The 22,520-nt window shown below is 68.2% G+C and carries 18 protein-coding genes and 1 pseudogene; 8 read left to right on the top strand and 11 right to left on the bottom strand.

Annotation, left to right across the window (positions count from 1 at the left end; all coding sequences use genetic code 11):
- Nucleotides 1–78 precede the first annotated feature (78 nt).
- Together tgt and queA are read right to left on the bottom strand one after the other, a co-directional pair.
- Nucleotides 79–1,272 carry a tRNA guanosine(34) transglycosylase Tgt gene (tgt, locus tag KVT39_RS07170; RefSeq protein ID WP_217588275.1) on the bottom strand — a complete coding sequence of 398 codons (1,194 nt, stop codon included), beginning with the start codon at nucleotides 1,270–1,272 and terminating at the stop codon, nucleotides 79–81.
- Nucleotides 1,273–1,473: 201 nt separating this feature from the next.
- Nucleotides 1,474–2,541 carry a tRNA preQ1(34) S-adenosylmethionine ribosyltransferase-isomerase QueA gene (gene queA, locus KVT39_RS07165; protein WP_034182774.1) on the bottom strand — a complete coding sequence of 356 codons (1,068 nt, stop codon included), beginning with the start codon at nucleotides 2,539–2,541 and terminating at the stop codon, nucleotides 1,474–1,476.
- A 167-nt stretch (nucleotides 2,542–2,708) separates the two neighbouring features.
- Here queA and recG point away from each other — a divergent pair, with 167 nt between their 5' ends.
- The 6 genes from recG to ubiA all read left to right on the top strand — a co-directional run bounded on the left by recG (nucleotide 2,709) and on the right by ubiA (nucleotide 10,298).
- Nucleotides 2,709–5,054: an ATP-dependent DNA helicase RecG gene (gene recG, locus KVT39_RS07160; RefSeq protein ID WP_217588272.1), complete on the top strand. Its 2,346-nt coding sequence runs from the start codon at nucleotides 2,709–2,711 to the stop codon at nucleotides 5,052–5,054.
- 135 nt (nucleotides 5,055–5,189) lie between these two features.
- On the top strand, nucleotides 5,190–6,149 hold the full coding sequence (locus KVT39_RS07155) for a LysR substrate-binding domain-containing protein (RefSeq protein ID WP_034182776.1): 960 nt from the start codon (nucleotides 5,190–5,192) through the stop codon (nucleotides 6,147–6,149).
- Nucleotides 6,150–6,541: 392 nt separating this feature from the next.
- Complete coding sequence (locus KVT39_RS38405) at nucleotides 6,542–6,670, top strand: hypothetical protein (RefSeq protein ID WP_258170479.1); 129 nt, start codon at nucleotides 6,542–6,544, stop codon at nucleotides 6,668–6,670.
- A gap of 122 nt (nucleotides 6,671–6,792) precedes the next feature.
- Nucleotides 6,793–8,979, top strand: coding sequence for a catalase/peroxidase HPI (gene katG, locus KVT39_RS07150; protein ID WP_105389825.1), 2,187 nt, complete (start codon nucleotides 6,793–6,795; stop codon nucleotides 8,977–8,979).
- 110 nt (nucleotides 8,980–9,089) lie between these two features.
- Nucleotides 9,090–9,254 carry a hypothetical protein gene (locus KVT39_RS07145; protein ID WP_165948128.1) on the top strand — a complete coding sequence of 55 codons (165 nt, stop codon included), beginning with the start codon at nucleotides 9,090–9,092 and terminating at the stop codon, nucleotides 9,252–9,254.
- A gap of 180 nt (nucleotides 9,255–9,434) precedes the next feature.
- Nucleotides 9,435–10,298 carry a 4-hydroxybenzoate octaprenyltransferase gene (gene ubiA / locus KVT39_RS07140; RefSeq protein WP_034182778.1) on the top strand — a complete coding sequence of 288 codons (864 nt, stop codon included), beginning with the start codon at nucleotides 9,435–9,437 and terminating at the stop codon, nucleotides 10,296–10,298.
- A 97-nt stretch (nucleotides 10,299–10,395) separates the two neighbouring features.
- On the opposite strand, the gene proC is transcribed toward ubiA, so the two are convergent.
- The 6 genes from proC to KVT39_RS07110 all read right to left on the bottom strand — a co-directional run bounded on the left by proC (nucleotide 10,396) and on the right by KVT39_RS07110 (nucleotide 17,513).
- A complete protein-coding gene (gene proC / locus KVT39_RS07135) occupies nucleotides 10,396–11,208 on the bottom strand; it encodes a pyrroline-5-carboxylate reductase (protein WP_034182779.1) in 813 nt (270 codons plus the stop codon).
- Nucleotides 11,209–11,259: 51 nt separating this feature from the next.
- Nucleotides 11,260–11,958: a YggS family pyridoxal phosphate-dependent enzyme gene (locus tag KVT39_RS07130; RefSeq protein WP_034183411.1), complete on the bottom strand. Its 699-nt coding sequence runs from the start codon at nucleotides 11,956–11,958 to the stop codon at nucleotides 11,260–11,262.
- A gap of 103 nt (nucleotides 11,959–12,061) precedes the next feature.
- On the bottom strand, nucleotides 12,062–13,288 hold the full coding sequence (gene glcF, locus KVT39_RS07125; protein ID WP_034182780.1) for a glycolate oxidase subunit GlcF: 1,227 nt from the start codon (nucleotides 13,286–13,288) through the stop codon (nucleotides 12,062–12,064).
- Nucleotides 13,289–13,295: 7 nt separating this feature from the next.
- Entirely contained in the window at nucleotides 13,296–14,384 is a 1,089-nt protein-coding gene (glcE, locus tag KVT39_RS07120; RefSeq protein ID WP_105389823.1) for a glycolate oxidase subunit GlcE, read from the bottom strand.
- Between the two features lie 184 nt (nucleotides 14,385–14,568).
- On the bottom strand, nucleotides 14,569–16,062 hold the full coding sequence (locus KVT39_RS07115; protein ID WP_034182782.1) for an FAD-linked oxidase C-terminal domain-containing protein: 1,494 nt from the start codon (nucleotides 16,060–16,062) through the stop codon (nucleotides 14,569–14,571).
- Nucleotides 16,063–16,103: 41 nt separating this feature from the next.
- Nucleotides 16,104–17,513, bottom strand: coding sequence for an FAD-binding oxidoreductase (locus tag KVT39_RS07110; protein WP_034182783.1), 1,410 nt, complete (start codon nucleotides 17,511–17,513; stop codon nucleotides 16,104–16,106).
- A gap of 137 nt (nucleotides 17,514–17,650) precedes the next feature.
- Here KVT39_RS07110 and KVT39_RS07105 point away from each other — a divergent pair, with 137 nt between their 5' ends.
- Nucleotides 17,651–18,202 (top strand): cob(I)yrinic acid a,c-diamide adenosyltransferase, encoded by a 552-nt coding sequence (locus KVT39_RS07105; RefSeq protein ID WP_034182784.1) that lies wholly within the window; start codon nucleotides 17,651–17,653, stop codon nucleotides 18,200–18,202.
- A gap of 95 nt (nucleotides 18,203–18,297) precedes the next feature.
- On the top strand, nucleotides 18,298–19,506 hold the full coding sequence (hmpA, locus tag KVT39_RS07100) for an NO-inducible flavohemoprotein (RefSeq protein WP_175748722.1): 1,209 nt from the start codon (nucleotides 18,298–18,300) through the stop codon (nucleotides 19,504–19,506).
- Nucleotides 19,507–19,580: 74 nt separating this feature from the next.
- Here hmpA and aroG read toward each other — a convergent pair whose 3' ends face one another.
- The 3 genes and pseudogenes from aroG to tldD all read right to left on the bottom strand — a co-directional run bounded on the left by aroG (nucleotide 19,581) and on the right by tldD (nucleotide 22,518).
- Nucleotides 19,581–20,654 carry a 3-deoxy-7-phosphoheptulonate synthase AroG gene (gene aroG, locus KVT39_RS07095; protein WP_034182785.1) on the bottom strand — a complete coding sequence of 358 codons (1,074 nt, stop codon included), beginning with the start codon at nucleotides 20,652–20,654 and terminating at the stop codon, nucleotides 19,581–19,583.
- Between the two features lie 191 nt (nucleotides 20,655–20,845).
- Nucleotides 20,846–21,047, bottom strand: a pseudogene (locus KVT39_RS38400) (hypothetical protein).
- Nucleotides 21,048–21,051: 4 nt separating this feature from the next.
- The gene (gene tldD / locus KVT39_RS07090; protein ID WP_217588271.1) at nucleotides 21,052–22,518 is read right to left on the bottom strand and encodes a metalloprotease TldD; all 1,467 of its coding nucleotides are present in this window, start codon (nucleotides 22,516–22,518) and stop codon (nucleotides 21,052–21,054) included.
- Nucleotides 22,519–22,520: the final 2 nt, after the last annotated feature.

Raw genomic sequence — 22,520 nt, 5'->3', positions numbered from 1 at the left:
GCGGTCGGGTCCGGCAGTTGGAGCGCGTTATTTAGTACACGTCCTATGTGACGAACCGCCGCGCGGCCCGTCGGCCCGTCAGTCGACGCCTCTGGCGCGGTCCTCCGCGAAGCGCTGGCGGAACGCGTCGAACGTATGGGTCTCGATCGCTTCGCGAATCTCGCTCATCAACTGCAGGTAGTAGTGCAGGTTGTGGATCGTGTTGAGCTGCGCGCCGAGGATTTCGCCGACGCGGTGCAGGTGATGCAGGTAGCCGCGCGAGAAATTCCGGCACGTGTAGCACGCGCAGCTCGCATCGAGCGGCTTCAGCGAGTTCTTGTGCGTCGCGTTGCGGATCTTCACGTCGCCGAAGCGCGTGAACAGCCAGCCGTTGCGCGCGTTGCGGGTCGGCATCACGCAGTCGAACATGTCGATGCCGTTGGCGACGCCCTCGACCAGATCCTCCGGCGTGCCGACGCCCATCAGGTAGTGCGGCTTGTTGGCCGGCAGCTTCGGGCCCACGTGCCGCAGCACGCGCATCATGTCTTCCTTCGGCTCGCCGACCGACAGCCCGCCGATCGCGAGGCCGTGGAAGCCGAGCTCCGACAGGCCCGCCAGCGATTCGTCGCGCAGGTCCTCGAACATCCCGCCCTGGACGATCCCGAACAGCGCATTCGGGTTGCCGAGCCGGTCGAACTCGTCGAGCGAGCGCTTCGCCCAGCGCAGCGACATGCGCATCGATTCGGCCGCTTCCTTGTGCGTGGTCGGCACGCCGTCGGTCGCGTACGGCGTGCATTCGTCGAACTGCATCACGACGTCGGAGTTCAGCACCTTCTGGATCTGCATCGACACTTCCGGCGACAGGAACAGCTTGTCGCCGTTGATCGGCGACGCGAACGTGACGCCGTCCTCGGTGATCTTGCGCAGGTCGCCGAGCGAGAACACCTGGAAGCCGCCCGAGTCGGTCAGGATCGGCTTGTTCCAGCCCATGAAGCCGTGCAGGCCGCCGTGCGCGTCGATCGTGTCGAGGCCGGGGCGCAGCCACAGGTGGAACGTGTTGCCGAGGATGATCTGCGCGTTGATCTCGTGCAGCTCGCGCGGCTGGATCGCCTTCACGGTGCCGTACGTGCCGACCGGCATGAAGATCGGCGTTTCGACCACGCCGTGGTTGAGCTTCACGCGGCCGCGGCGCGCGTGGCCGTCGGTCGCCAGCAGTTCGAATTCGAGCCCGCCCGCCGGGCGGTCGTGCACGGGGGCGTGCGTATCGTGATCGTGGGATGAGCCTTCGGTCATCGCGTCATTCTCCTTGCTACCGGAAATGCTTTGCATGGGACCGGAGTATGCGCTGAAGCGCTGACTCCGGATCGCAAGTCCGGCGCATGTTGGGAATGCCGCCGGCAAGCCGGCGGCGGGAAAAATCGGGGCGCGTCATCGTAGCGCGCGGCGGGCGAACGAGGCGGCCGCGCTGCGTGCGGGCCGTCGCGCCTGCCGCGCTTAAACGCGCGGCGCCTCCGGCGTGTCGCGCCGCGTGAGCAGCATCGCGTCGCCGTAGCTGAAGAAGCGGTAGCGTTGGTCGATCGCGTGCCGGTACGCGGCGCGGATCGTCTCGACACCCGCGAACGCCGACACCAGCATCAGCAGCGTCGACTTCGGCAGGTGGAAGTTCGTGACGAGCCGGTCGACCACGCGAAAACGATAGCCGGGCGTGATGAAGATGTCGGTCTCGGCCTGCGTCGCCGCGAGCGGGCGGCCCGCTTCGTCGGCCGAGCGCGCGGCGGCTTCGAGCGCGCGCATCGACGTCGTGCCGACCGCGATCACGTTGCCGCCGCGCGCGCGGGTCGCGGCGATCTTGTCGACGAGCGACTGCGGCAGGTCGTACCACTCGCTGTGCATCTTGTGCTCGGCGATGTTGTCGACGCGCACCGGCTGGAACGTGCCGGCGCCGACGTGCAGCGTCAGTGTCGCGCGCTCGACGCCCATCGCATCGAGCTTCTCGAGCATCGGCTGGTCGAAGTGCAGCCCGGCCGTAGGAGCTGCGACCGCGCCCGGATTGCTCGCGTAGACGGTCTGGTAGCGCGTCTCGTCGGTCGCGTCGGGATCGTGCTCGATATACGGCGGCAGCGGCAGGCGGCCGTACTGCTCGATCAGCGCGAGGCACGGCTCGGGGAAGTGCAGCGTGAAGAACGGCTCGACGCGCTCGCCGACGGTCACGTCGAACGCATCGGCGAGACGCAGCGTCGTGCCGGCGCCCGGCGACTTGCTCGCGCGGATCTGCGCGAGCGCCGTGTGCGTGCCCGTCACGCGCTCGATCAGCACCTCGATCTTGCCGCCGCTGGCCTTCTGGCCGAAGAAACGCGCCTTCAGCACCCTGGTATCGTTGAAGACGAGCAGGTCGCCGGGTGCGATGCACGACGGCAGCTCGGTGAAACGGCGGTCGACGAGGCGCGCGGGCTCGACGGTGCGGTCGACCTCGAGCAGGCGGCTCGCGGTGCGGTCGGGCAGTGCGGTTTGCGCAATCAGCTCGGGCGGCAGATTGAAATCGAAATCGGAAAGCGTGAACATGCGGGCTGGTTCGAAGCGGCCGGCGGGCGTCGCCGGCAGGGCGGAAACGCGTAAATGGGGCGCGCGAGCCGCTATGATGACGGGATGCGCGGCCTGGCCGGCGTCGTTCGTTCGGACGACGTGAAAGCCGCTATTGTACTTGCCTTGCGAAGCACCCAGACGATCCGATGCCTGTGTCACCACGCCGTTCCACCGCCACCGTTGCCGATTCCGCCGATCCGTTCGACACGGAGGATGTTGCGTTGCCCGCGCATCGCGCGGCGGAGCGTGACGCGCAGGATCCTGCCGAGCCGCAGCGCGCCGCGCCGCGCCGTGCCGGCCCGAAGCGCGGCGCCGACGGGCGGCTCGCGCAGCCGGCCGCCGCCGCGCCCGATGCCGAAGGCGCCGCCGCGAGCGACGAAGCGGGCGCAACCGGCACGAAGCGCAAGAAGAAGGCGGCCGCCGACAAACCCGTGAAGACCGTCGACAAGCTCGCGAAGCTCGGTCTCACGCGCTCGATCGATCTCGTGCTGCATCTGCCGATGCGCTATGAGGACGAAACCACGCTCACGCCGATCGGCGAACTGCTGCCGGGCGGCATTGCGCAGACCGAAGGCGTCGTGTTCGACAACGAGGTCGCGTACCGGCCGCGCCGCCAGCTCGTCGTGAAGATCCAGGACGACGACGGCGAGCACCTCGTGCTGCGCTTCCTGAATTTCTACGGCTCGCAGGTCAAGCAGATGGCCGTCGGCCAGCGGCTGCGCGTGCGCGGCGACGTGCGCGGCGGCTTCTTCGGGATGGAGATGGTGCATCCGGCGGTGCGCGTCGTCGACGCGGATACGCCGCTGCCGCAGGTGCTCACGCCCGTCTATCCGAGTACGGCCGGCGTGTCGCAGGCCTATCTGCGCAAGGCGATCGAGAACGCGGTCGAGCGCACGCCGCTGCCCGAGCTGCTGCCGCCCGAGATCGATCGCGCGTACCTGCGGCCGCTCGGCGTGCCGTCGCTCGAGCAGGCCGTGCGCATCCTGCACCACCCGGGCGTCGATTCCGACGAAGCCGCGCTGATGGACGGCTCGCATCCGGCGTGGACGCGCATCAAGTTCGAGGAGCTGCTCGCGCAGCAACTGTCGCTCAAGCGCGCGCACGAGGAGCGCCGCACGCGCGCGGCGCCCGCGATGCCGCGCCGCACCGCGAGCGATGCCGATGCGCTGACCACACGGCTCTACGCGGCGCTGCCGTTCACGCTGACCGGCGCGCAGTCGCGCGTCGTCGACGAGATTGCGCACGACCTCACGCTCGCGCACCCGATGCAGCGCCTGCTGCAGGGCGACGTCGGCAGCGGCAAGACGGTCGTCGCGGCGCTGGCCGCCACACAGGCGATCGACGCCGGCTACCAGGCCGCGCTGATGGCGCCCACCGAAATCCTCGCGGAACAGCACGCGCGCAAGCTGCGCGCATGGCTCGAGCCGCTCGGCGTCACGGTTGCGTGGCTGGCGGGCAGCCTGAAGGCGAAGGAGAAGCGCGCGGCGATCGAGGCGGCCGCGCTCGGCACCGCGCAGCTCGTGATCGGCACGCACGCGATCATCCAGGACACGGTCGAATTCGCGCGGCTCGGCCTCGTGATCGTCGACGAGCAGCATCGCTTCGGCGTCGAGCAGCGTCTCGCGCTGCGCGCGAAGGCCGCGAACGCGGCCAACGGCGCGCGCGATTTCCAGCCGCACCAGTTGATGATGTCGGCCACGCCGATTCCGCGCACGCTCGCGATGACGTACTACGCCGATCTCGAAGTCTCGACGATCGACGAACTGCCGCCGGGCCGCACGCCCGTGCTGACGCGCCTCGTCGGCGACGCGCGGCGCGAGGAGGTGATCGCCCGGGTGCGCGAGGCCGCGCTGACGGGGCGCCAGGTGTACTGGGTGTGCCCGCTGATCGAGGAAAGCGAGACGCTGCAGCTGCAGACGGCCGTCGAGACCTACGAGACGCTCGCCGCGGCACTTCCCGAGCTGAAGGTCGGGCTCGTGCACGGCCGGCTGTCGCCGGCCGACAAGGCGGCCGTGATGGAAGCGTTTACGCGCAACGACGTGCAGCTGCTGGTCGCGACGACCGTGATCGAAGTCGGCGTCGACGTGCCGAACGCATCGCTGATGGTGATCGAGCACGCGGAGCGCTTCGGCCTCGCGCAGCTGCACCAGTTGCGCGGCCGCGTCGGGCGCGGCACTGCGGCGTCGGTGTGCGTGCTGCTGTACACGGGGCCGCTGTCGATTACCGGCCGCGAGCGGCTCAAGACGATGCGCGAGACGACCGACGGCTTCGAGATCGCGCGGCGCGACCTCGAAATCCGCGGTCCCGGCGAATTCCTCGGCGCGCGCCAGTCGGGCGCGGCGATGCTGCGCTTCGCGAACCTCGAGACCGACGGCTGGCTGATCGATCCGGCCCGCGAGGCCGCAACGCGACTGATCGCCGCGTACCCCGACGTCGTCACGCAGCATCTCGCGCGCTGGCTCGGCGCTCGCGAGCAGTACCTGAAGGCCTGATCCACCGGTTCGGGGCCGGATCCTGAGCCGCCAAAACCGTCGATCGACGCATCGCGATGCAGAGAAACTTGGCGAACCGGTGCCAGAGGGTGTATAAATTAAACCTATCGCATGTATATCTCTGATTGACCCACAATGACGCTGACTGAATTGAAATACATCGTCGCGGTCGCGCGCGAGCGGCATTTCGGCCGCGCGGCCGAAGCATGCTTCGTGAGCCAGCCGACGCTGTCGGTGGCGATCAAGAAGCTCGAAGACGAGCTCAACGTGCAGATTTTCGAGCGCGGCGCGAGCGAAGTGAGCGTGACGCCGATCGGCGACCAGATCGTCACGCAGGCGCAGCGCGTGCTCGAGCAGACCTTCGCGATCAAGGAGATCGCGAAGCAGGGCAAGGACCCGCTCGTCGGCCCATTCCGTCTCGGCGTGATCTACACGATCGGGCCGTACCTGCTGCCGACGCTCGTCAAGCAGATGATCCAGCGTGTCCCGCAGATGCCGCTGATGCTGCAGGAGAACTACACGCTGAAGCTGCTCGAACTGCTGAAGCAGGGCGAGATCGACGCCGCGATCATGGCGCTGCCGTTCCCGGAAACCGGCCTGATGGTGCGCCCGCTGTACGACGAGCCGTTCGTCGTCGCGCTGCCGGCCGGCCATCCGTGGGAGAAGCGCGAGGAAATCGACGCCGAGGACCTGAAGCAGGAAACCATGCTGCTGCTCGGCAACGGCCACTGCTTCCGCGATCACGTGCTCGGCGTGTGCCCGGAGCTGATGCGCTTCTCGCAGACGGCCGACGGCATCCAGAAGACCTTCGAGGGCTCGTCGCTGGAGACGATCCGCCACATGGTCGCGAGCGGCGTCGGCATCACCGTGCTGCCGCGGATGTCGGTCACCGAGGTCGGCCCGCGCGCGAACGGCCCCGATGCCGAGTTGCTGTCGTACGTGCCGTTCCACGAGCCGGTGCCCGACCGCCGCGTGGTGCTCGTGTGGCGCAAGAGCTTCACGCGGATGCCCGCGATCGACGCGATCAGCGATGCGATTTCCGCATGCGAACTGCCGGGCGTCGCGAAGCTCGACATGCCGGCGACGATGAACTGACCGAGCCGCGGCTGCGTGCGTGACAACACGATGAACGGGGTCTTGCGACTCCGTTTATTTTTTCCTATCGCATAGATGAAATTAATCAAATTCAAATAATAGATAGATTTGCCTAAAATTCTCTACATGGATCGGCGTCATGTCGACGTTCGATTTGCACGCTGAATGCAAGCGCCAGAGGAGGATGTCATGATGCGGTCGGTATTGCAGCACGCGCAGCGGAACATCCCGTCGCGCGACGGGGTCGTACATCGCGCCAGGGTTGCGGTTCGGCGCCTGCGTCCGATTGCGTTCGCATACCTGGCGGACCGTGTGTATGGCGGATGAACGTTGCCGCATGCCGGTCCTGCGTGCCCCCGCGTCACTGCCGCCAAGCCATGAGAGAGCATCGCATGTCCGAAAGCTGGAACACCACGCGCATCACCGGCACGACGCCTGCCGGGGGCCGGTTCCCCGAGCGCCCCGCCTGCGGCGCGTCGCAGCGGGAACGCGCGGCGAAGGCCTCGCACGACATTCCGTAGTACGACAGGAGGGACCCTACCTGTTCCGTTTCCCATCCCCGCAATGACACTCCACAGACAGCGCCCGGCATGCCGCCGGAGCGAGCAGGTGGAGGCATACGAGCAAGCCAAGGAGAAAACGCATGTCGACCGAAACGAAGTGCCCGTTCAACCACACCGCAGGCAGCGGCACGACGAACAAGGACTGGTGGCCGAATCAGCTGAACCTGAACGTCCTGCACCGGCACTCGGCGCTGTCCGATCCGATGGACAAGGATTTCGACTACGCCGAGGCGTTCAAGAAGCTTGACCTCGCGGCAGTGAAGAAGGACCTGCACGCACTGATGACGACGTCGCAGGACTGGTGGCCGGCCGACTTCGGCCACTACGGCGGCCTGTTCATCCGCATGGCCTGGCACAGCGCCGGCACGTACCGCACGGCCGACGGCCGCGGCGGCGCGGGCGGCGGGCAGCAGCGCTTCGCACCGCTCAACAGCTGGCCGGACAACGTGAGCCTCGACAAGGCGCGCCGGCTGCTGTGGCCGATCAAGCAGAAATACGGCCGCAACATCTCGTGGGCCGACCTGCTGATCCTGACCGGCAACGTCGCGCTCGAATCGATGGGCTTCAAGACCTTCGGCTTCGCCGGCGGCCGCGTCGACACGTGGGAGCCGGACGATGTCTACTGGGGCTCGGAAAAGATCTGGCTGGAACTGAGCGGCGGCCCGAACAGCCGCTACTCGGGCAAGCGCGACCTCGAAAGCCCGCTCGCCGCGGTGCAGATGGGCCTCATCTACGTGAACCCGGAAGGCCCGGACGGCAACCCCGACCCGGTTGCGGCCGCGCACGACATCCGCGAGACGTTCGCGCGGATGGCGATGAACGACGAAGAGACGGTCGCGCTGATCGCCGGCGGTCACACGTTCGGCAAGACGCACGGCGCCGGCCCGGCATCGAACGTCGGCCCCGAGCCGGAAGCCGCGGGCCTCGAGCAGCAGGGTCTCGGCTGGAAGAGCGCGTTCGGCACGGGCAAGGGCGCGGACGCGATCACGAGCGGCCTCGAAGTCACGTGGACGTCGACGCCGACCAAGTGGAGCAACGACTTCTTCAAGCACCTGTTCAGCTACGAGTGGGAGCTCACGAAGAGCCCGGCCGGCGCGCACCAGTGGGTCGCGAAGGACGCCGGCGAAGTGATTCCGGATGCGTACGACGCGTCGAAGAAGCATCGCCCGACGATGCTGACGACCGACCTGTCGCTGCGTTTCGACCCGGCATACGAAAAGATCTCGCGCCGCTTCTACGAGAACCCGGCCGAGTTCGCCGACGCGTTCGCACGCGCGTGGTTCAAGCTCACGCATCGCGACATGGGGCCGCGTGCGCGCTATCTCGGCCCGGACGTGCCGGCGGAACACCTGCTGTGGCAGGACCCGATCCCGGCCGTCGACCACAAGCTGATCGACGACGCCGACGTCGCGGCGCTGAAGGCGAAGGTGCTCGCATCGGGCCTGTCGGTGTCGCAGCTCGTGTCGACCGCATGGGCGTCGGCTGCGACGTTCCGCGGTTCGGACAAGCGCGGCGGCGCGAACGGTGCGCGCATCCGCCTCGCGCCGCAGAAGGACTGGGAAGTGAACCAGCCGGCTGAACTCGCGAAGGTGCTCACGACGCTCGAAGGCGTGCAGAAGGCGTTCAACGACGCGCAGACGGGCGGCAAGAAGGTGTCGCTCGCCGACCTGATCGTGCTGGCCGGTGCGGCCGGCGTCGAGCAGGCCGCGAAGAATGCGGGCGTGGCGGTGACGGTGCCGTTCGCACCGGGCCGCGCGGATGCGTCGCAGGAGCAGACCGACATCGACGCGATGGCCGTGCTCGAGCCGGTGGCGGATGGTTTCCGCAACTTCCTGAAGCATGCGTACAAGACGCCGGCCGAGGCGCTGCTGGTCGACAAGGCGCAACTGCTGACGCTCAGCGCGCCCGAGATGACGGTGCTCGTCGGTGGCCTGCGCGTGCTCGGCACGAACGTCGGCGATGCGAAGCACGGCGTGTTCACCGATCGTCCGGAAACGCTGACGAACGACTTCTTCGTGAACCTGCTCGACATGGGCACGGAGTGGAAGCCGGTGTCGGCCGCGAACGACGTGTTCGAAGGGCGCGATCGCGCGACGGGCAAGGTCAAGTGGACGGGTACGCGCGTCGACCTGATCTTCGGCTCGCACGCGCAGCTGCGCGCGCTGGCCGAGGTGTACGGCAGCGCGGATGCGAAGGAGAAGTTCGCACGCGACTTCGTCGCGGCCTGGAACAAGGTGATGAACCTCGACCGCTTCGACCTCGCATGAACCTGGCCGCCGCGTAATGCGGCAGTGCGGTAACGCAGTAACGTGAAACGGCCGGTCGTTCGACCGGCCGTTTCTTCTGGAACCGATGTCTTGTCGAAGGAGTGACGATCATGACACAAATGATGCTGGACATGCGCGCCGCGTTCGCGGCGCCGGTGACACGGGCGCCGGCCGCGATCGTGCGGCGCTTCGTCGGTTTTGCGATCGTTGGCGGCGGTGCTGCCGTGCTGGTCGCGCAGGCGCTGCACGCGCTCGCGCCGGTTGCGGGCAACTGAGCGCGAAATTTCGCGTGGGCCGAACCTGTCCCTTGATTTCCGTGCATCGCTGCGCCGCCGTGTGCAGCGGGCCCCGGCGGCCCGAGCGCGTCCGGCGGCTGCCGACTGCGGGCCGCGCCGACATGACGGGAAGCGCCGCTCGGCTCTAAAATGCCGGGATTCTCTTCCCGGTGCTTCGCCATGCTTGCCCGCTTTCCCCTGTATCTGCGGCTCGTCCGGATGGACAAGCCGATCGGCAGTCTGCTGCTGCTCTGGCCGACGCTCAATGCGCTGTGGATCGCGTCGGACGGCCACCCGCGCTGGCCGCTGCTCGTGATCTTCACGCTCGGCACGCTGCTGATGCGCTCGGCCGGCTGCGCGATGAACGACTACGCCGACCGCGATTTCGACCGTCACGTGAAGCGCACGGCCGACCGGCCGCTGACGTCGGGCAAGATCCGCGCATGGGAAGCCGTCGCGATCGCGGTCGGGCTGTCGTTCATCGCGTTCCTGCTGATCCTGCCGCTGAACACGCTGACGAAGGAACTGTCCGTCGTCGCGCTGTTCGTCGCGGGTTCCTATCCGTTCATGAAGCGTTTCTTCGCGATTCCGCAGGCGTACCTCGGCATCGCGTTCGGCTTCGGCATTCCGATGGCGTTTGCGGCCGTGCAGGACACGGTGCCGGCGATCGCGTGGGTGATGCTGGTCGCGAACATTTTCTGGTCGGTCGCGTACGACACCGAATACGCGATGGTCGATCGCGACGACGACATCAAGATCGGCATCCGCACGTCCGCGCTGACGTTCGGCCGCTTCGACGTCGCAGCGGTGATGGCGTGCTATGCGGCGACGCTCGGCATCTACGTGTGGATCGGCGTGACGCTCGGTTTCGGCCTCGCGTACTGGGCCGGCTGGGCTGCGGCGGTCGGCTGCGCGCTGTATCACTACACGCTGATCAAGGACCGCGAACGGATGCCGTGCTTCGCGGCATTCCGGCACAACAACTGGCTCGGCGGCGTGCTGTTCGCAGGGATTGCCGTGCATTACCTGCTGGCCGGCAACTGAGCGAAGCCGCGCGCCGGCGCGCGTTGCCAATAAAAAAGCGGCCCGATGGCCGCTTTTTTTACGTCCGGTGCCGGGGCGCCCGGCACCACGGGCGCGCTTACGCGCGGCCGAGCTCGTCGCCCATTTCCTTCGCGCGTGCCTCGGCCGCGAGCGCGCCGCGCACGATCGCTTCCTTCACGCCCTGCGCGTCGAACGACGCGAGCGCGGCGGCCGTCGTGCCGCCCTTCGACGTCACGCGCTCGCGCAGCACGCTCGCCGGTTCGCCCGATTGCGCGGCGAGCTGCGCGGCGCCCGCGAACGTCGCGACTGCGAGCGCGCGACCCTGTTCGTCGTTCATGCCGAGGCGGCGTGCGGCTTCCTGCAGCGCTTCGATGAAATAGAACACGTACGCGGGGCCGCTGCCCGAAATGGCCGTGACGGCGTCGAGTTGCGATTCGTCGTCGAACCATACGATCTCGCCGACCGCGCCGAGCACGTTCGACGCGAGTTCGCGGCCCGCCGCGTCGACGCCCGGCAGTGCGGCGAGGCCCGTCACGCCCATGCCGACGAGCGCGGGTGTGTTCGGCATCGTGCGCACGACGCGGGCGTAGTCGCCGAGCCAGCGCGCGAGGTCCGTGCCGCGAATGCCGGCCGCGATGCTGATCACGAGCTGTGACTTCAGGTGCGGCGCGAGCGCCTGCGCGACGTCCTTCAGCACCTGCGGCTTCACCGCGAGCACGACCGCGTCGTAATCGGCGAGCGTCGCGTCGACGGCCGCGCCGGTGCGCACGCCGAATTGCTGCGCGGCGCGCGCGCGGACGTCCTCGTTGATGTCGATGGCATACAGGCCTTCAGCGGCGACGCCGCGCTTGATCAGGCCGCCGATCAGGGCCGCGGCCATGTTGCCGCCGCCGATGAATGCGATTTTCATGATGTCCGATTGAGCGAGTGAGTGAACGGAAAGGCGGAAAGGGCGCGGCGCTCAGTGCGAATAATCGCGCGCGCCGAAGATCGCGGTGCCGACGCGCACGATCGTCGCGCCTTCGAGCACGGCCGCGTCGAGATCGGCGGACATGCCCATCGACAACGTGTCGAGCGGCAGGCCGCCGGCACGCAATGCGTCGAACAGCGCGCGCAGCGCGCGATGCGGTGCGCGTTGCGCTTCGATATCGCCGGCCGGTTCGGGGATCGCCATCAGGCCGCGCAGCCGCAGCGACGGCAGCGCGGCGACCGCGCGCGCGACGTCGGCCACGTCGGCCGGCGCGACGCCGCTCTTCGACGCCTCGCCGCTGATGTTCACCTGCACGCACACGTTGAGCGGCGGCAGGTGCGCGGGGCGTTGTTCCGACAGGCGCTGCGCGATCTTCAGCCGGTCGACCGAATGGACCCAGTCGAAGCGCTCGGCGACCGGGCGCGTCTTGTTCGATTGCAGCGGCCCGATGAAATGCCATTCGAGCGACGCGCGCAGATCGGCGAGCGCGTCGATCTTGTCGATCGATTCCTGCACGTAGTTTTCGCCGAATGCGTGTTGCCCGGCCGCGTGCGCGGCGCGCACGTCGTCGGCGGGAAACGTCTTCGAGACGGCGAGCAGCGACACGGTGGCGGGATCGCGGCCGGCCGCGCGGGCGGCGTCGGCGATGCGGCGATGAACGGATTCGAGACGGGCGGCGAGATCGGACATGACGGGTACGAAGGCAGGCACGGAAGCAGGCACGAAGCGGATGCGCCGCGGCACGCGGCGCATCGATCCGCCCATTATACGGACGCCGCGCGCGACGCCCGCGTCAGCCGTACAGCAAATGCTCGACGAGCTGGACCCAGTGGACGACCGGAATCTGCGTGCCGCTTTGCAGGTGCGCGATGCAGCCGATGTTGCCGGACACGATCATCTGCGGTTCGAGCGCCTGCAGCTTCAGCAGCTTCTGCTTGCGCAACCGGTACGACAGCGACGGCTGCGTCAGCGAATAGGTGCCGGCCGAGCCGCAGCACAGATGGCTGTCGGCCGGCAGCCGCACGTCGATGCCGAGCGTCTCGAGCAGGCGTTCGACCTTGCCGCGCGACTGCTGCCCATGCTGCAGCGTGCACGGCGGATGGTACGCGACCGTGTGGATCGCGCGGCGCCGTGCGAGCGTCGCGAGCTCGGCCTCGAATGCGAGCAGCACGTCGGAGATGTCGCGCGTCAGCGAGACGATGCGCTGCGCCCGCTCCGCGTAGGCCGGGTCGTCGCGCAGCAGGTGCGCGTATTCGAGCACCGTCGCGCCGCAGCCCGACGCGTTCATCACGATCGCCTCGGCGCCTTGCTCGACATGGGGCCACCATGCGTCGATGTTGCGGCGTGCGTCGTCGAGCGCCTCGTCGTGATAGTTCAGGTGCAGGCGGATCGCGCCGCAGCAGCCCGCGTCGGGCGCGACGACCGTCTCGATGCCGAGCGCGTCGAGCACGCGCGCGGTCGCGATGTTGATGTTCGGCAGCATCGACGGCTGCACGCAGCCGCCGAGCATCAGCATCTTGCGCGTATGCGTGCGGTGCGGCCATTCGAGCAGCCGCGTGCGCGGCGGCACCTTGTCGCGCAGCCGCTTCGGCAGCAGCGGCCGCACGTGCTGGCCGAGCCGCATCATGGGCGAGAACAGCGCGGCGTTCGGCACGAGGCTCGCGAGCACGCGGCGCACGATCCGCTGCTGCACGGGGCGCCGCACCTGCGCCTCGACGTGCTTGCGGCCGATCTCGACGAGCCGGCCGTACTGAACGCCGGACGGGCAGGTCGTCTCGCAGCTTCGGCACGTCAGGCAGCGGTCGAGATGCTGCTGCGTGCTGCGCGTGACGGGCGCGCCTTCGACCATCTGCTTGATCAGGTAGATGCGCCCGCGCGGGCCGTCGAGTTCGTCGCCGAGCAGTTGATAGGTCGGGCAGGTCGCGGTGCAGAACCCGCAATGCACGCACTTGCGCAGGATCGCGTCGGCTTCGTCGCCGTCGGGCGTGTTGCGGATGAAATCGGCGAGGTTCGTTTGCATCGAGCCCTCAGAGATCGGGGTAGAGCCGGCCGCGGTTGAAAATGCGCGCGGGATCGAACGCGGCCTTCAGCCCGCGGTGGATTTTCATCATCGGGGCGGGCAGCGGCGTGAACACGCCCGCGCTGCGGTCGTACGTGTCGCCCGCGCGGAACAGCGTCGCGTGGCCGCCGGCCTGCTTCGCGCTCATGCGCACGGTCTGCGCATCGGCGTCGGTGATCCACCAGCGCTGCGCGCCGCCCCATTCCATCAGCTGGGTGCCGGGCAGGTGCATCGGTTCGGTGATCGACGGCAGCGCGAGGCGCCACAGCGCATAGCCGGGCGGGATGCCGTTGAAGAACGGATCGGTATGCTCGCGCAGGCCGGCCCAGAAGCGCTCGGCTTCGACCGCGTCGACGACTTCGCCGCCGAGCAGCGCCTTCGCGGATTTCACGGCCGCTTCGGCGCCCGACAGGCGCAGCACGAGCGTGCCGTTGCGCCACGCGCTCGCGCTGACGGGCAGCGGATGGCCGCCCCATTCGTTGAGCTTGCGCACCGCGTCGGTCGCGGTCATCTCGAACTTCAGCGTGACTTCGGCGACGGGCATCGGCAGCACCTTGATCGACAGGTCGAGCATCAGCCCGAGCGTGCCGAGCGAACCGGCCATCAGCCGCGACACGTCGTAGCCGGCGACGTTCTTCACGACCTGACCGCCGAACCGCAGCACCTCGCCGCGGCCGTTCATCAGCGTGACGCCGAGCACGAAATCGCGCGGTGCGCCGCAGGTGGCGCGGCGCGGGCCCGCGAGGCCCGCCGCGATGCAGCCGCCGACGGTGGCCGCGCGGCCGAAGTGCGGCGGCTCGAACGGCAGCATCTGGCCGCATTCGGCGAGGACGGCTTCGAGCTCGGCGAGCGGCGTGCCCGCGCGGACCGTGACGACGAGTTCGGCCGGGTCGTACGACACGATGCCCTGAAACGCGCGCGTGTCGAGTATTTCGCCCTCGAGCGCCTGGCCGTACCAGTCCTTGGTGCCGCCGCCGCGAATCCGCAGCGGCCGGCCGTCGGCGCTGGCCGCGCGGATGCGCTCGGCCCATCCGGCGACGATGTCGTCCTCTTCCATGTTCTGTTGCTGCCTCGACTTGTTGTTCGGTCGATTGTACCGGGGTGGCGCGATTCCACATCGCGACTATCCCTAAGCCCCGTATTGCAGACCGCATGCCCGCGCCGCCGCGCGAATGGGCCGCGCGGGCACGGCAGCACGGCGCGGGCCGTGCCGCCGGCGCGCGCCGCGCCCCGCGCGACGCTCAGAAGCGCGGCAGGTCGGGGTGCGGCAGCAGCCCGCCGCGCACGTGCTGGCGGCCGTACTCGGCGCAGCGCGCGCGGGTCGGGATGCCCTTGTCGGGGTTCAGCAGCCCCGCGGGATCGAATGCGCGCTTGACCGCGAAGAACGCATCGCGCTCCTGCGGCGAGAACTGTACGCACATCGAATTGAGCTTCTCGATGCCGACGCCGTGCTCGCCCGTCACGCTGCCGCCGAATTCCACGCAGCATTCGAGGATTTCCGCGCCGAACGCCTCGGCGCGGTGCAGCTCGTCCGGATCGTTCGCGTTGTACAGGATCAGCGGATGCATGTTGCCGTCACCCGCATGGAACACGTTGATGCAACGCAGCCCGTAGCGCGTCTCGAGCTGCTCGATGCGCGCGAGCAGCGGGCCGATCGCGCGGCGCGGCACGGTGCCGTCCATGCAGTAATAGTCGGCGGAAATGCGGCCGGCGGCCGGGAACGCATTCTTGCGGCCCGACCAGTAGCGCAACCGCTCCTGTTCGTTGCGCGACACCTGGATGCGCGTTGCGCCGTGCTCGCGCAGCACGGCCGTCATCCGCACGATCTCTTCGGCGACTTCTTCCGGCGTGCCGTCCGATTCGCACAGCAGGATCGCCTTCGCGTCGAGGTCGTAGCCCGCGTGCGTGAATGCCTCGACGGCCTGCGTGGCCGGCTTGTCCATCATCTCGAGCCCGGCCGGGATGATGCCCGACGCGATGATCGCCGCGACGGCCTCGCCGCCCTTGACCACGTCGTCGAAGCTCGCCATCACGAGTTGCGCGGTCTGCGGTTTCGGGATCAGCCGCACCGTGACTTCGGTGACGATCGCGAACATCCCTTCGCTGCCGATCATCACGGCGAGCAGGTCGAGGCCCGGCATGTCGAGCGCGAGCGAGCCGAACTCGACGATCTCGCCGTCGATCGTCACCGCGCGCACGCGCATCACGTTGTGCACGGTCAGCCCGTATTTCAGGCAATGGACGCCGCCGGAATTTTCCGCGACGTTGCCGCCGATCGTGCAGGCGATCTGCGACGACGGATCGGGTGCGTAATACAGGCCGTACGGCGCGGCGGCTTCCGAGATCGCGAGGTTGCGCACGCCGGGCTGCACGGTCGCCGTGCGCGCGTACGGGTCGACTTCGACGATGCGCGTGAAGCGCGCGAGCGACAGCACGACGCCGAGCGCGATCGGCAGCGCGCCGCCCGACAGGCTGGTGCCCGCGCCGCGCGGCACGATCGGCACTTCCATGCGGCGGCAGATCTGCACGATCCGCTGCACCTGCGATTCCGTTTCGGGCAGCGCGACCGCGAGCGGCAGGCGGCGGTACGCGGACAGGCCGTCGCATTCGTACGGCGCCGTGTCTTCGTCGCGGTACAGCAGGCAGTGCGTCGGCAGCACGGCCATCAGGGCCTGCACGACTTCGCGCTGGCGCTGCGCGCGTGCTGCGCTCGACAGTTCGACGGGAGCGTTCATGGGGTCTCCTGCAGCAGGCGGCGCGCCGTCGCGCCGCCGTCTCAGCACGTGAAAATCTTGCCGGGATTCATCAGGTTGCGCGGATCGAGCGCGAGCTTGATCGCGCGCATCGTGTCGATCGCGTTGTCGCCGTGCTCCTTCGGCAGGAACCGCATCTTGTGCAGCCCGACGCCGTGCTCGCCCGTGCAGGTGCCGCCGAGGCGCAGCGCGCGCTCGACGATCCGGTCGTTGATGTGCTCGGCTTCGGCGAGTTCCTCGGGCTTGTCGGGATCGATCAGGATCGCGACGTGGAAATTGCCGTCGCCGACGTGGCCGACGATCGGGCAGGGCAGCGACGACGCGCGCAGGTCGACTTCGGTTTCCTCGACGCACGCGGCGAGCTGCGAGATCGGCACGCAGACGTCGGTCGTCACCGCGCGGCAGCCCGGCTTCAATTGCAGCATCGCGAAGTACGCGTTGTGGCGCGCGGCCCAGAGCCGGCTGCGGTCCTCCGGGCGGGTCGCCCATTCGAAGCCCTGGCCGTTGTTCTGGCCGGCGAGCGCCTGCACGAGTTCGGCCTGTTCCTTCACGCCGGCCTCGGTGCCGTGGAATTCGAAGAACAGCGTCGGCGCTTCGGCGAGCGTCAGGTTCGAGTGGCGGTTGATCGAGCGCACGGCGAGCGAATCGACGAATTCGACGCGCGCGATCGGCACGCCGATCTGGATCGTCTCGATCACGGTGCGCACCGCGTCGCCCATCGTCGGGAACGTGCAGATCGCGGCCGACACGGCTTCGGGCAGCGGGTGCAGGCGCAGCGTGATCTCGGTGATCACGCCGAGCGTACCTTCGGAGCCGACGAACAGGCGTGTGAGGTCGTAGCCGGCGGACGATTTGCGCGCGCGCGAGCCCGTTTTCACGACGCGGCCGTCGGCGAGCACGGCGGTCAGGCCGAGCACGTTCTCGCGCATCGTGCCGTAGCGCACGGCGTTGGTGCCCGATGCGCGGGTCGCGGTCATCCCGCCGATGCTGGCGTCGGCGCCCGGGTCGATCGGGAAGAACAGGCCGGTGTCGCGCAGCGCTTCGTTGAGCGCCTTGCGCGTGATGCCCGGCTCGACCGTCACGGTCAGGTCCTCGGCGTTGATCGACAGCACGCGGTTCATTTCCGACAGGTCGAGCGATACGCCGCCGCGCACCGCCAGCAGGTGGCCTTCGAGCGACGAGCCGGCGCCGTACGGGATCAGCGGCACGCTGTAGAGCGAGCACAGCGACACGACTTCGCGCACGTCGTCCGCGCTGTGCGCGAACACGACGGCGTCGGGCAGTTGCGGATCAAACGGCGATTCGTCGCGGCCGTGGTGCGCGCGGACCGCTTCGGCGGTCGACACGCGCTCGCCGAAGGCGGCGCGCAGCGCATCGAGCATGGCGGGGGGAAGCGGGCGGCGCGTGGCGGCAGGCGGGGCGGGGTGATTCACGAATGTCTCCTGACTGCTTGTCGAACTTTCGGCCCATTCTACGCTGTAACGCCTGCTGCGAGCCTCGCCGCGGGCTGCGATAATCGTGCTTCAACCCAACCGGGCCGCATCGCGGCCGCGTACGAGAGGACATTCGCATGGGCAACCGCTTGAGCAAGATCGCGACGCGCACGGGCGATGACGGCACCACCGGCCTCGGCGACGGACGCCGCATCGGCAAGGACGACGTGCGGATCGCGGCGATCGGCGACGTCGACGAACTGAACTCGAATCTCGGCGTGCTGCTCGCCGAGACGCTGCCGGACGATGTGCGCACCGCGCTCGTCACGATCCAGCACGACCTGTTCGATCTCGGCGGCGAGCTGTGCATCCCCGGCCATGCGGTGCTCGACGACACGCATCTCGCGCGCCTCGACCGGTGGCTCGCCGACTACAACGCGACGCTGCAGCCGCTGAAGGAATTCATCCTGCCGGCCGGCTCGCGCGCGGCGTCGCTTGCGCACGTGTGCCGGACGGTGTGCCGCCGCGCGGAGCGCTCGATCGTCGCGCTCGGCCGCGACGAAACGCTCAACGATGCGCCGCGGCGATACGTGAACCGGCTGTCCGACCTGCTGTTCGTGCTGGCGCGCGTGCTGAACCGTGCCGACGGCGGGACGGACGTACTGTGGGAGCGCGGGCGCGTCCGCTAGCGCGCCGTGGCGCTGTTCCGCACTGCGACAATTTGTCCGGGTGAGGCAGGTTTTTAAACATGTATCTTATGGGCATGTTTAACGGAGAACCGAACATGACCCAGATCACCGCTGACCAGATGGCTCGCGTGAAGGCCACTGCCCCTGTCCTCGCCGTGCACGGCGCGACGATCACGAAGCATTTCTACCAGCGCATGTTCGCGCGCCATCCGGAACTGAAAAACCTGTTCAACCAGACGCACCAGAAGACCGGCAGCCAGCCGGAAACGCTCGCGAAGGCGGTTTATGCGTATGCGGCGAACATCGACAATCTCGGCGCGCTCGGCGGTGCGGTGTCGCACATCGCGCACAAGCACGCGAGCCTGAACATCCGCCCCGAGCATTACCCGATCGTCGGCGAGAACCTGCTCGCGTCGATCGTCGAAGTGCTCGGCGATGCGGTCGATGCCGATACGCTCGAAGCCTGGCGCGTCGCGTACGGCCAGCTCGCGCAGATCCTGATCGGCGCCGAGGCCGACCTGTACGCGGGCGCCGCGTGGAGCGGCTTCCGTCCGTTCAAGGTGGCGCGCAAGGTGCGCGAGAGCGACGAGATCACGTCGTTCTACCTGAGCCCGGCTGACGGTGGCACGGCGCCGACCTTCGAGCCGGGACAGTACGTCACGGTGAAGCGCTTCGTCGGCGATCTCGGCGTCGACCAGCCGCGCCAGTACAGCCTGTCCGACGCGCCGCACGGCAAGTGGCTGCGTATCTCGGTGAAGCGCGAGTCGGGCCAGCCCGAGGCGATCCCGGCCGGCAAGGTATCGACGCTGATGCACGACGGCGTGGAGGAGGGCGCGATCGTCGAAGTGACCGCGCCGATGGGCGAATTCTCGCTGAAGCGCGGTGTCGAGACGCCGGTGGTGCTGATCTCCGGCGGCGTCGGCCTGACGCCGATGGTGTCGATGGCGTCGACGCTGGTGTCGGAAGGCAGCAAGCGCGACGTGCGCTTCGTCCATGCATGCCGTTCGGGCGCGGTGCACGCGTTCCGCGACTGGCTGAACGATGCGGTGCGCGAGCACGCGAACGTCAAGCGCACGGTGCTGTACGAACTGGTCGGCCCGGACGATCGCGCAGGGATCGACCATGACCTCGAAGGGCGGCTCACGCCGGAACGCGTGAAGGAATTCGCGCTGGTGCCGGGCGCCGACTACTACATCTGCGGTCCGATCGCGTTCATGAAGGCGCAACGCGATGCGCTGGTCGCGCTCGGCGTCGCGCCGGAACGCATCAATACCGAAATCTTCGGCTCGGGCGCGCTCGAGTGATGCGCTGACGGGTGGTCTCCGGCCAATAAAAAATGCCCGGCGCGAGCCGGGCATTTTCGTTGCGATGCCAGTGATCAGTTGCCGCTGCCGCGCGCCACGCGCCGCGCCTTGACCGACTCCGCGAGGCCTTCGAGCACCTTCACGCTGTCGTCCCATGCGATGCACGCATCGGTGATGCTCTGGCCGTAGGTCAGCGGGCAGCCTTCCTTCAGGTCCTGACGGCCTTCGACGAGATGCGACTCGATCATCACGCCGACGATCCGCTCGTCGCCCGCCGCGATCTGGCGGCCGATGTCCGCGCACACCGGGATCTGGTTCTCGTGCTTCTTCGAGCTGTTCGCGTGGCTCGCGTCGATCATCAGGCGCGCGGCGAGGCCGGCCTTGCCGATGTCCGCGCAGGCGGCGTTCACGCTGTCCGCGTCGTAGTTCGGCGTCTTGCCGCCGCGCAGGATCACGTGGCAATCCTCGTTGCCGGCCGTCGACACGATCGCCGAGTGGCCGCCCTTCGTCACCGACAGGAAATGGTGCGGTTGCGATGCAGCCTTGATCGCGTCGACCGCGATCTTCACGTTGCCGTCGGTGCCGTTCTTGAAGCCGACCGGGCACGACAGCCCCGACGCGAGCTCGCGGTGCACCTGCGACTCGGTCGTGCGCGCGCCGATCGCGCCCCACGAGATCAGGTCGGCGATGTACTGCGGGCTGATCATGTCGAGGTATTCGGTCGCGGCCGGCAGCCCCATCTCGTTGATCTGCAGCAGCAGCTCGCGCGCGGTGCGCAGCCCTTCGTTGATCTTGAAGCTGTTGTCGAGGTGCGGATCGTTGATGAGCCCCTTCCAGCCGACCGTCGTGCGCGGCTTCTCGAAGTACACGCGCATCACGATTTCCAGTTCGCCCTTGAAGCGCTCACGCTCCTTCACGAGCCGGCCCGCGTATTCGATCGCCGCCTTCGTATCGTGGATCGAGCACGGCCCGATCACGACGATCAGCCGGTCGTCCATCCCGTGCAGGATGCGGTGCATCGACTGGCGCGAGTTGTAGATCAGCTCGGACGCGGCTTCGGAGCACGCGAATTCGCGGATCAGGTGGGCGGGCGGCGTCAGTTCCTTGAGTTCGCGAATGCGGACGTCGTCGGTATTGTGCGGGGGCATGCTGTTTCTCCTGGTTTTGCGGGCGCCGTTCGGTCAGTGCGCGTGCGGCAGATTCATCAATTCAAGCGATTCAGTGGTTTCGGTCGGGGCCGCGGGACCGCTGCGGCGGCGACCGGGTGGCGAAGGGCGAAAAAAAACCGCCGGGTTCGCCGGCGGTTTTCTCGGGAATTTCGGTTGCGCTTTACGCGCCATCAACCCTCTCGATCCGCCAGCGGTCTGAGATGCCAAAAAAAGTAAAAATAAAACTTGGCGGACATGACGGAGATTCGGTTCGTCAAAAAAGTTGATTCGGAATTTATACCCCGTCGCCGGGCGGCTGGCAACCGGGAGGCGTCAAAAATGCGGACAATCCGCGCGTTTTCTTCAAAATGCGCGGATTGTCTGCGCTGCGATGCGGTTATGCCGTACCGCCGACCGTCATCTTGTCGATCCGCAGGGTCGGCTGGCCGACGCCGACCGGCACGCTCTGGCCTTCCTTGCCGCACACGCCGACGCCCGTGTCGAGCGACATGTCGTCGCCGATCATGCTCACGTACTTCAGCGATTCGGGGCCGCTGCCGATCAGCGTCGCGCCCTTCACCGGGTAGGTGATCTTGCCGTTCTCGATCATGTACGCCTCGGACGCCGAGAACACGAACTTGCCGTTCGTGATGTCGACCTGGCCGCCGCCGAAGTTCACCGCGTACAGGCCGTTCTTCACCGACGCGATGATTTCCTGCGGATCCTTGTCGCCGTTCAGCATGTACGTGTTCGTCATGCGCGGCATCGGCAGCGCCGCGTACGACTCGCGCCGTGCATTGCCCGTGACCGGCATCTTCATCAGGCGCGCGTTCAGCGTGTCCTGGATGTAGCCCTTCAGGATGCCGTCCTCGATCAGCGTCGTGCACTGCGTCGGGTTGCCTTCGTCGTCGATGTTCAGCGAGCCGCGGCGGTTCGGCAGCGTGCCGTCGTCGACGACGGTCACGCCCTTCGCGGCGACCTGTTCGCCGATCCGGCCCGCGAATGCCGACGAGCCCTTGCGGTTGAAGTCGCCCTCGAGGCCGTGGCCGATCGCCTCGTGCAGCAGCACGCCCGGCCAGCCCGGCCCGAGCACGACCGTCATCGCGCCGGCCGGCGCGGGGCGGGCGTCGAGGTTCACGAGTGCCGCGTGCACGGCGTCGTCGACGTAGCGCGACAGCACTTCATCGGTGAAGTAGCCGTAGTCGAAGCGGCCGCCGCCGCCGCCGGAGCCGATCTCGCGGCGGCCGTTCTGTTCGGCGATCACCGTGACCGACACGCGCACGAGCGGGCGGATGTCGGCCGCGAGTGCGCCGTCGCTGCGCGCGACGAGCACGACGTCGTATTCGCCGGCGAGGCCCGCCATCACCTGCGTGACGCGCGGGTCGCGGCCGCGCGCCATCTGCTCGATGCGTTCGAGCAGCTTGACCTTGGCCGTCGCGTCGAGCGACGCGAGCGGGTCGGACGGCAGGTACAGGTCGCGGCCCGAGATGCCCTTCAGCGACGTCGCCGCCTTGATCTTCTGCCGGCCGCCGCCGGCCGCCGCGATCGCCTTGGTGGCCGCGGCCGCCTGCGCGATCGCTTCCGGCGACAGGTCGTCGGAATACGCGAACGCGGTGCGGTCGCCCGCGACCGCGCGCACGCCGACGCCCTGGTCGATGCTGAAGCTGCCCGACTTGACGATGCCTTCCTCGAGGCTCCACGCTTCGCTGCGGGTCGCCTGGAAGTACAGGTCCGCGTAGTCGACGCGATGCGTGAAGATGTCGGCGATCGTGCGCGTGAGCAGGCTTTCGTCGAGGCCGTACGGCGTGAGCAGGATGTCCTTCGCCAGCGCGAGGTTGCGGATGCCGGGTTCGATGATGTTCATGC

The organism is Burkholderia sp. GbtcB21 (assembly GCF_019091065.1).
GTDB lineage: Bacteria > Pseudomonadota > Gammaproteobacteria > Burkholderiales > Burkholderiaceae > Burkholderia > Burkholderia pyrrocinia_C.
Note: the sequence above shows the minus strand (reverse complement) of the source record. Positions and strands in the feature narration are given on the sequence as shown.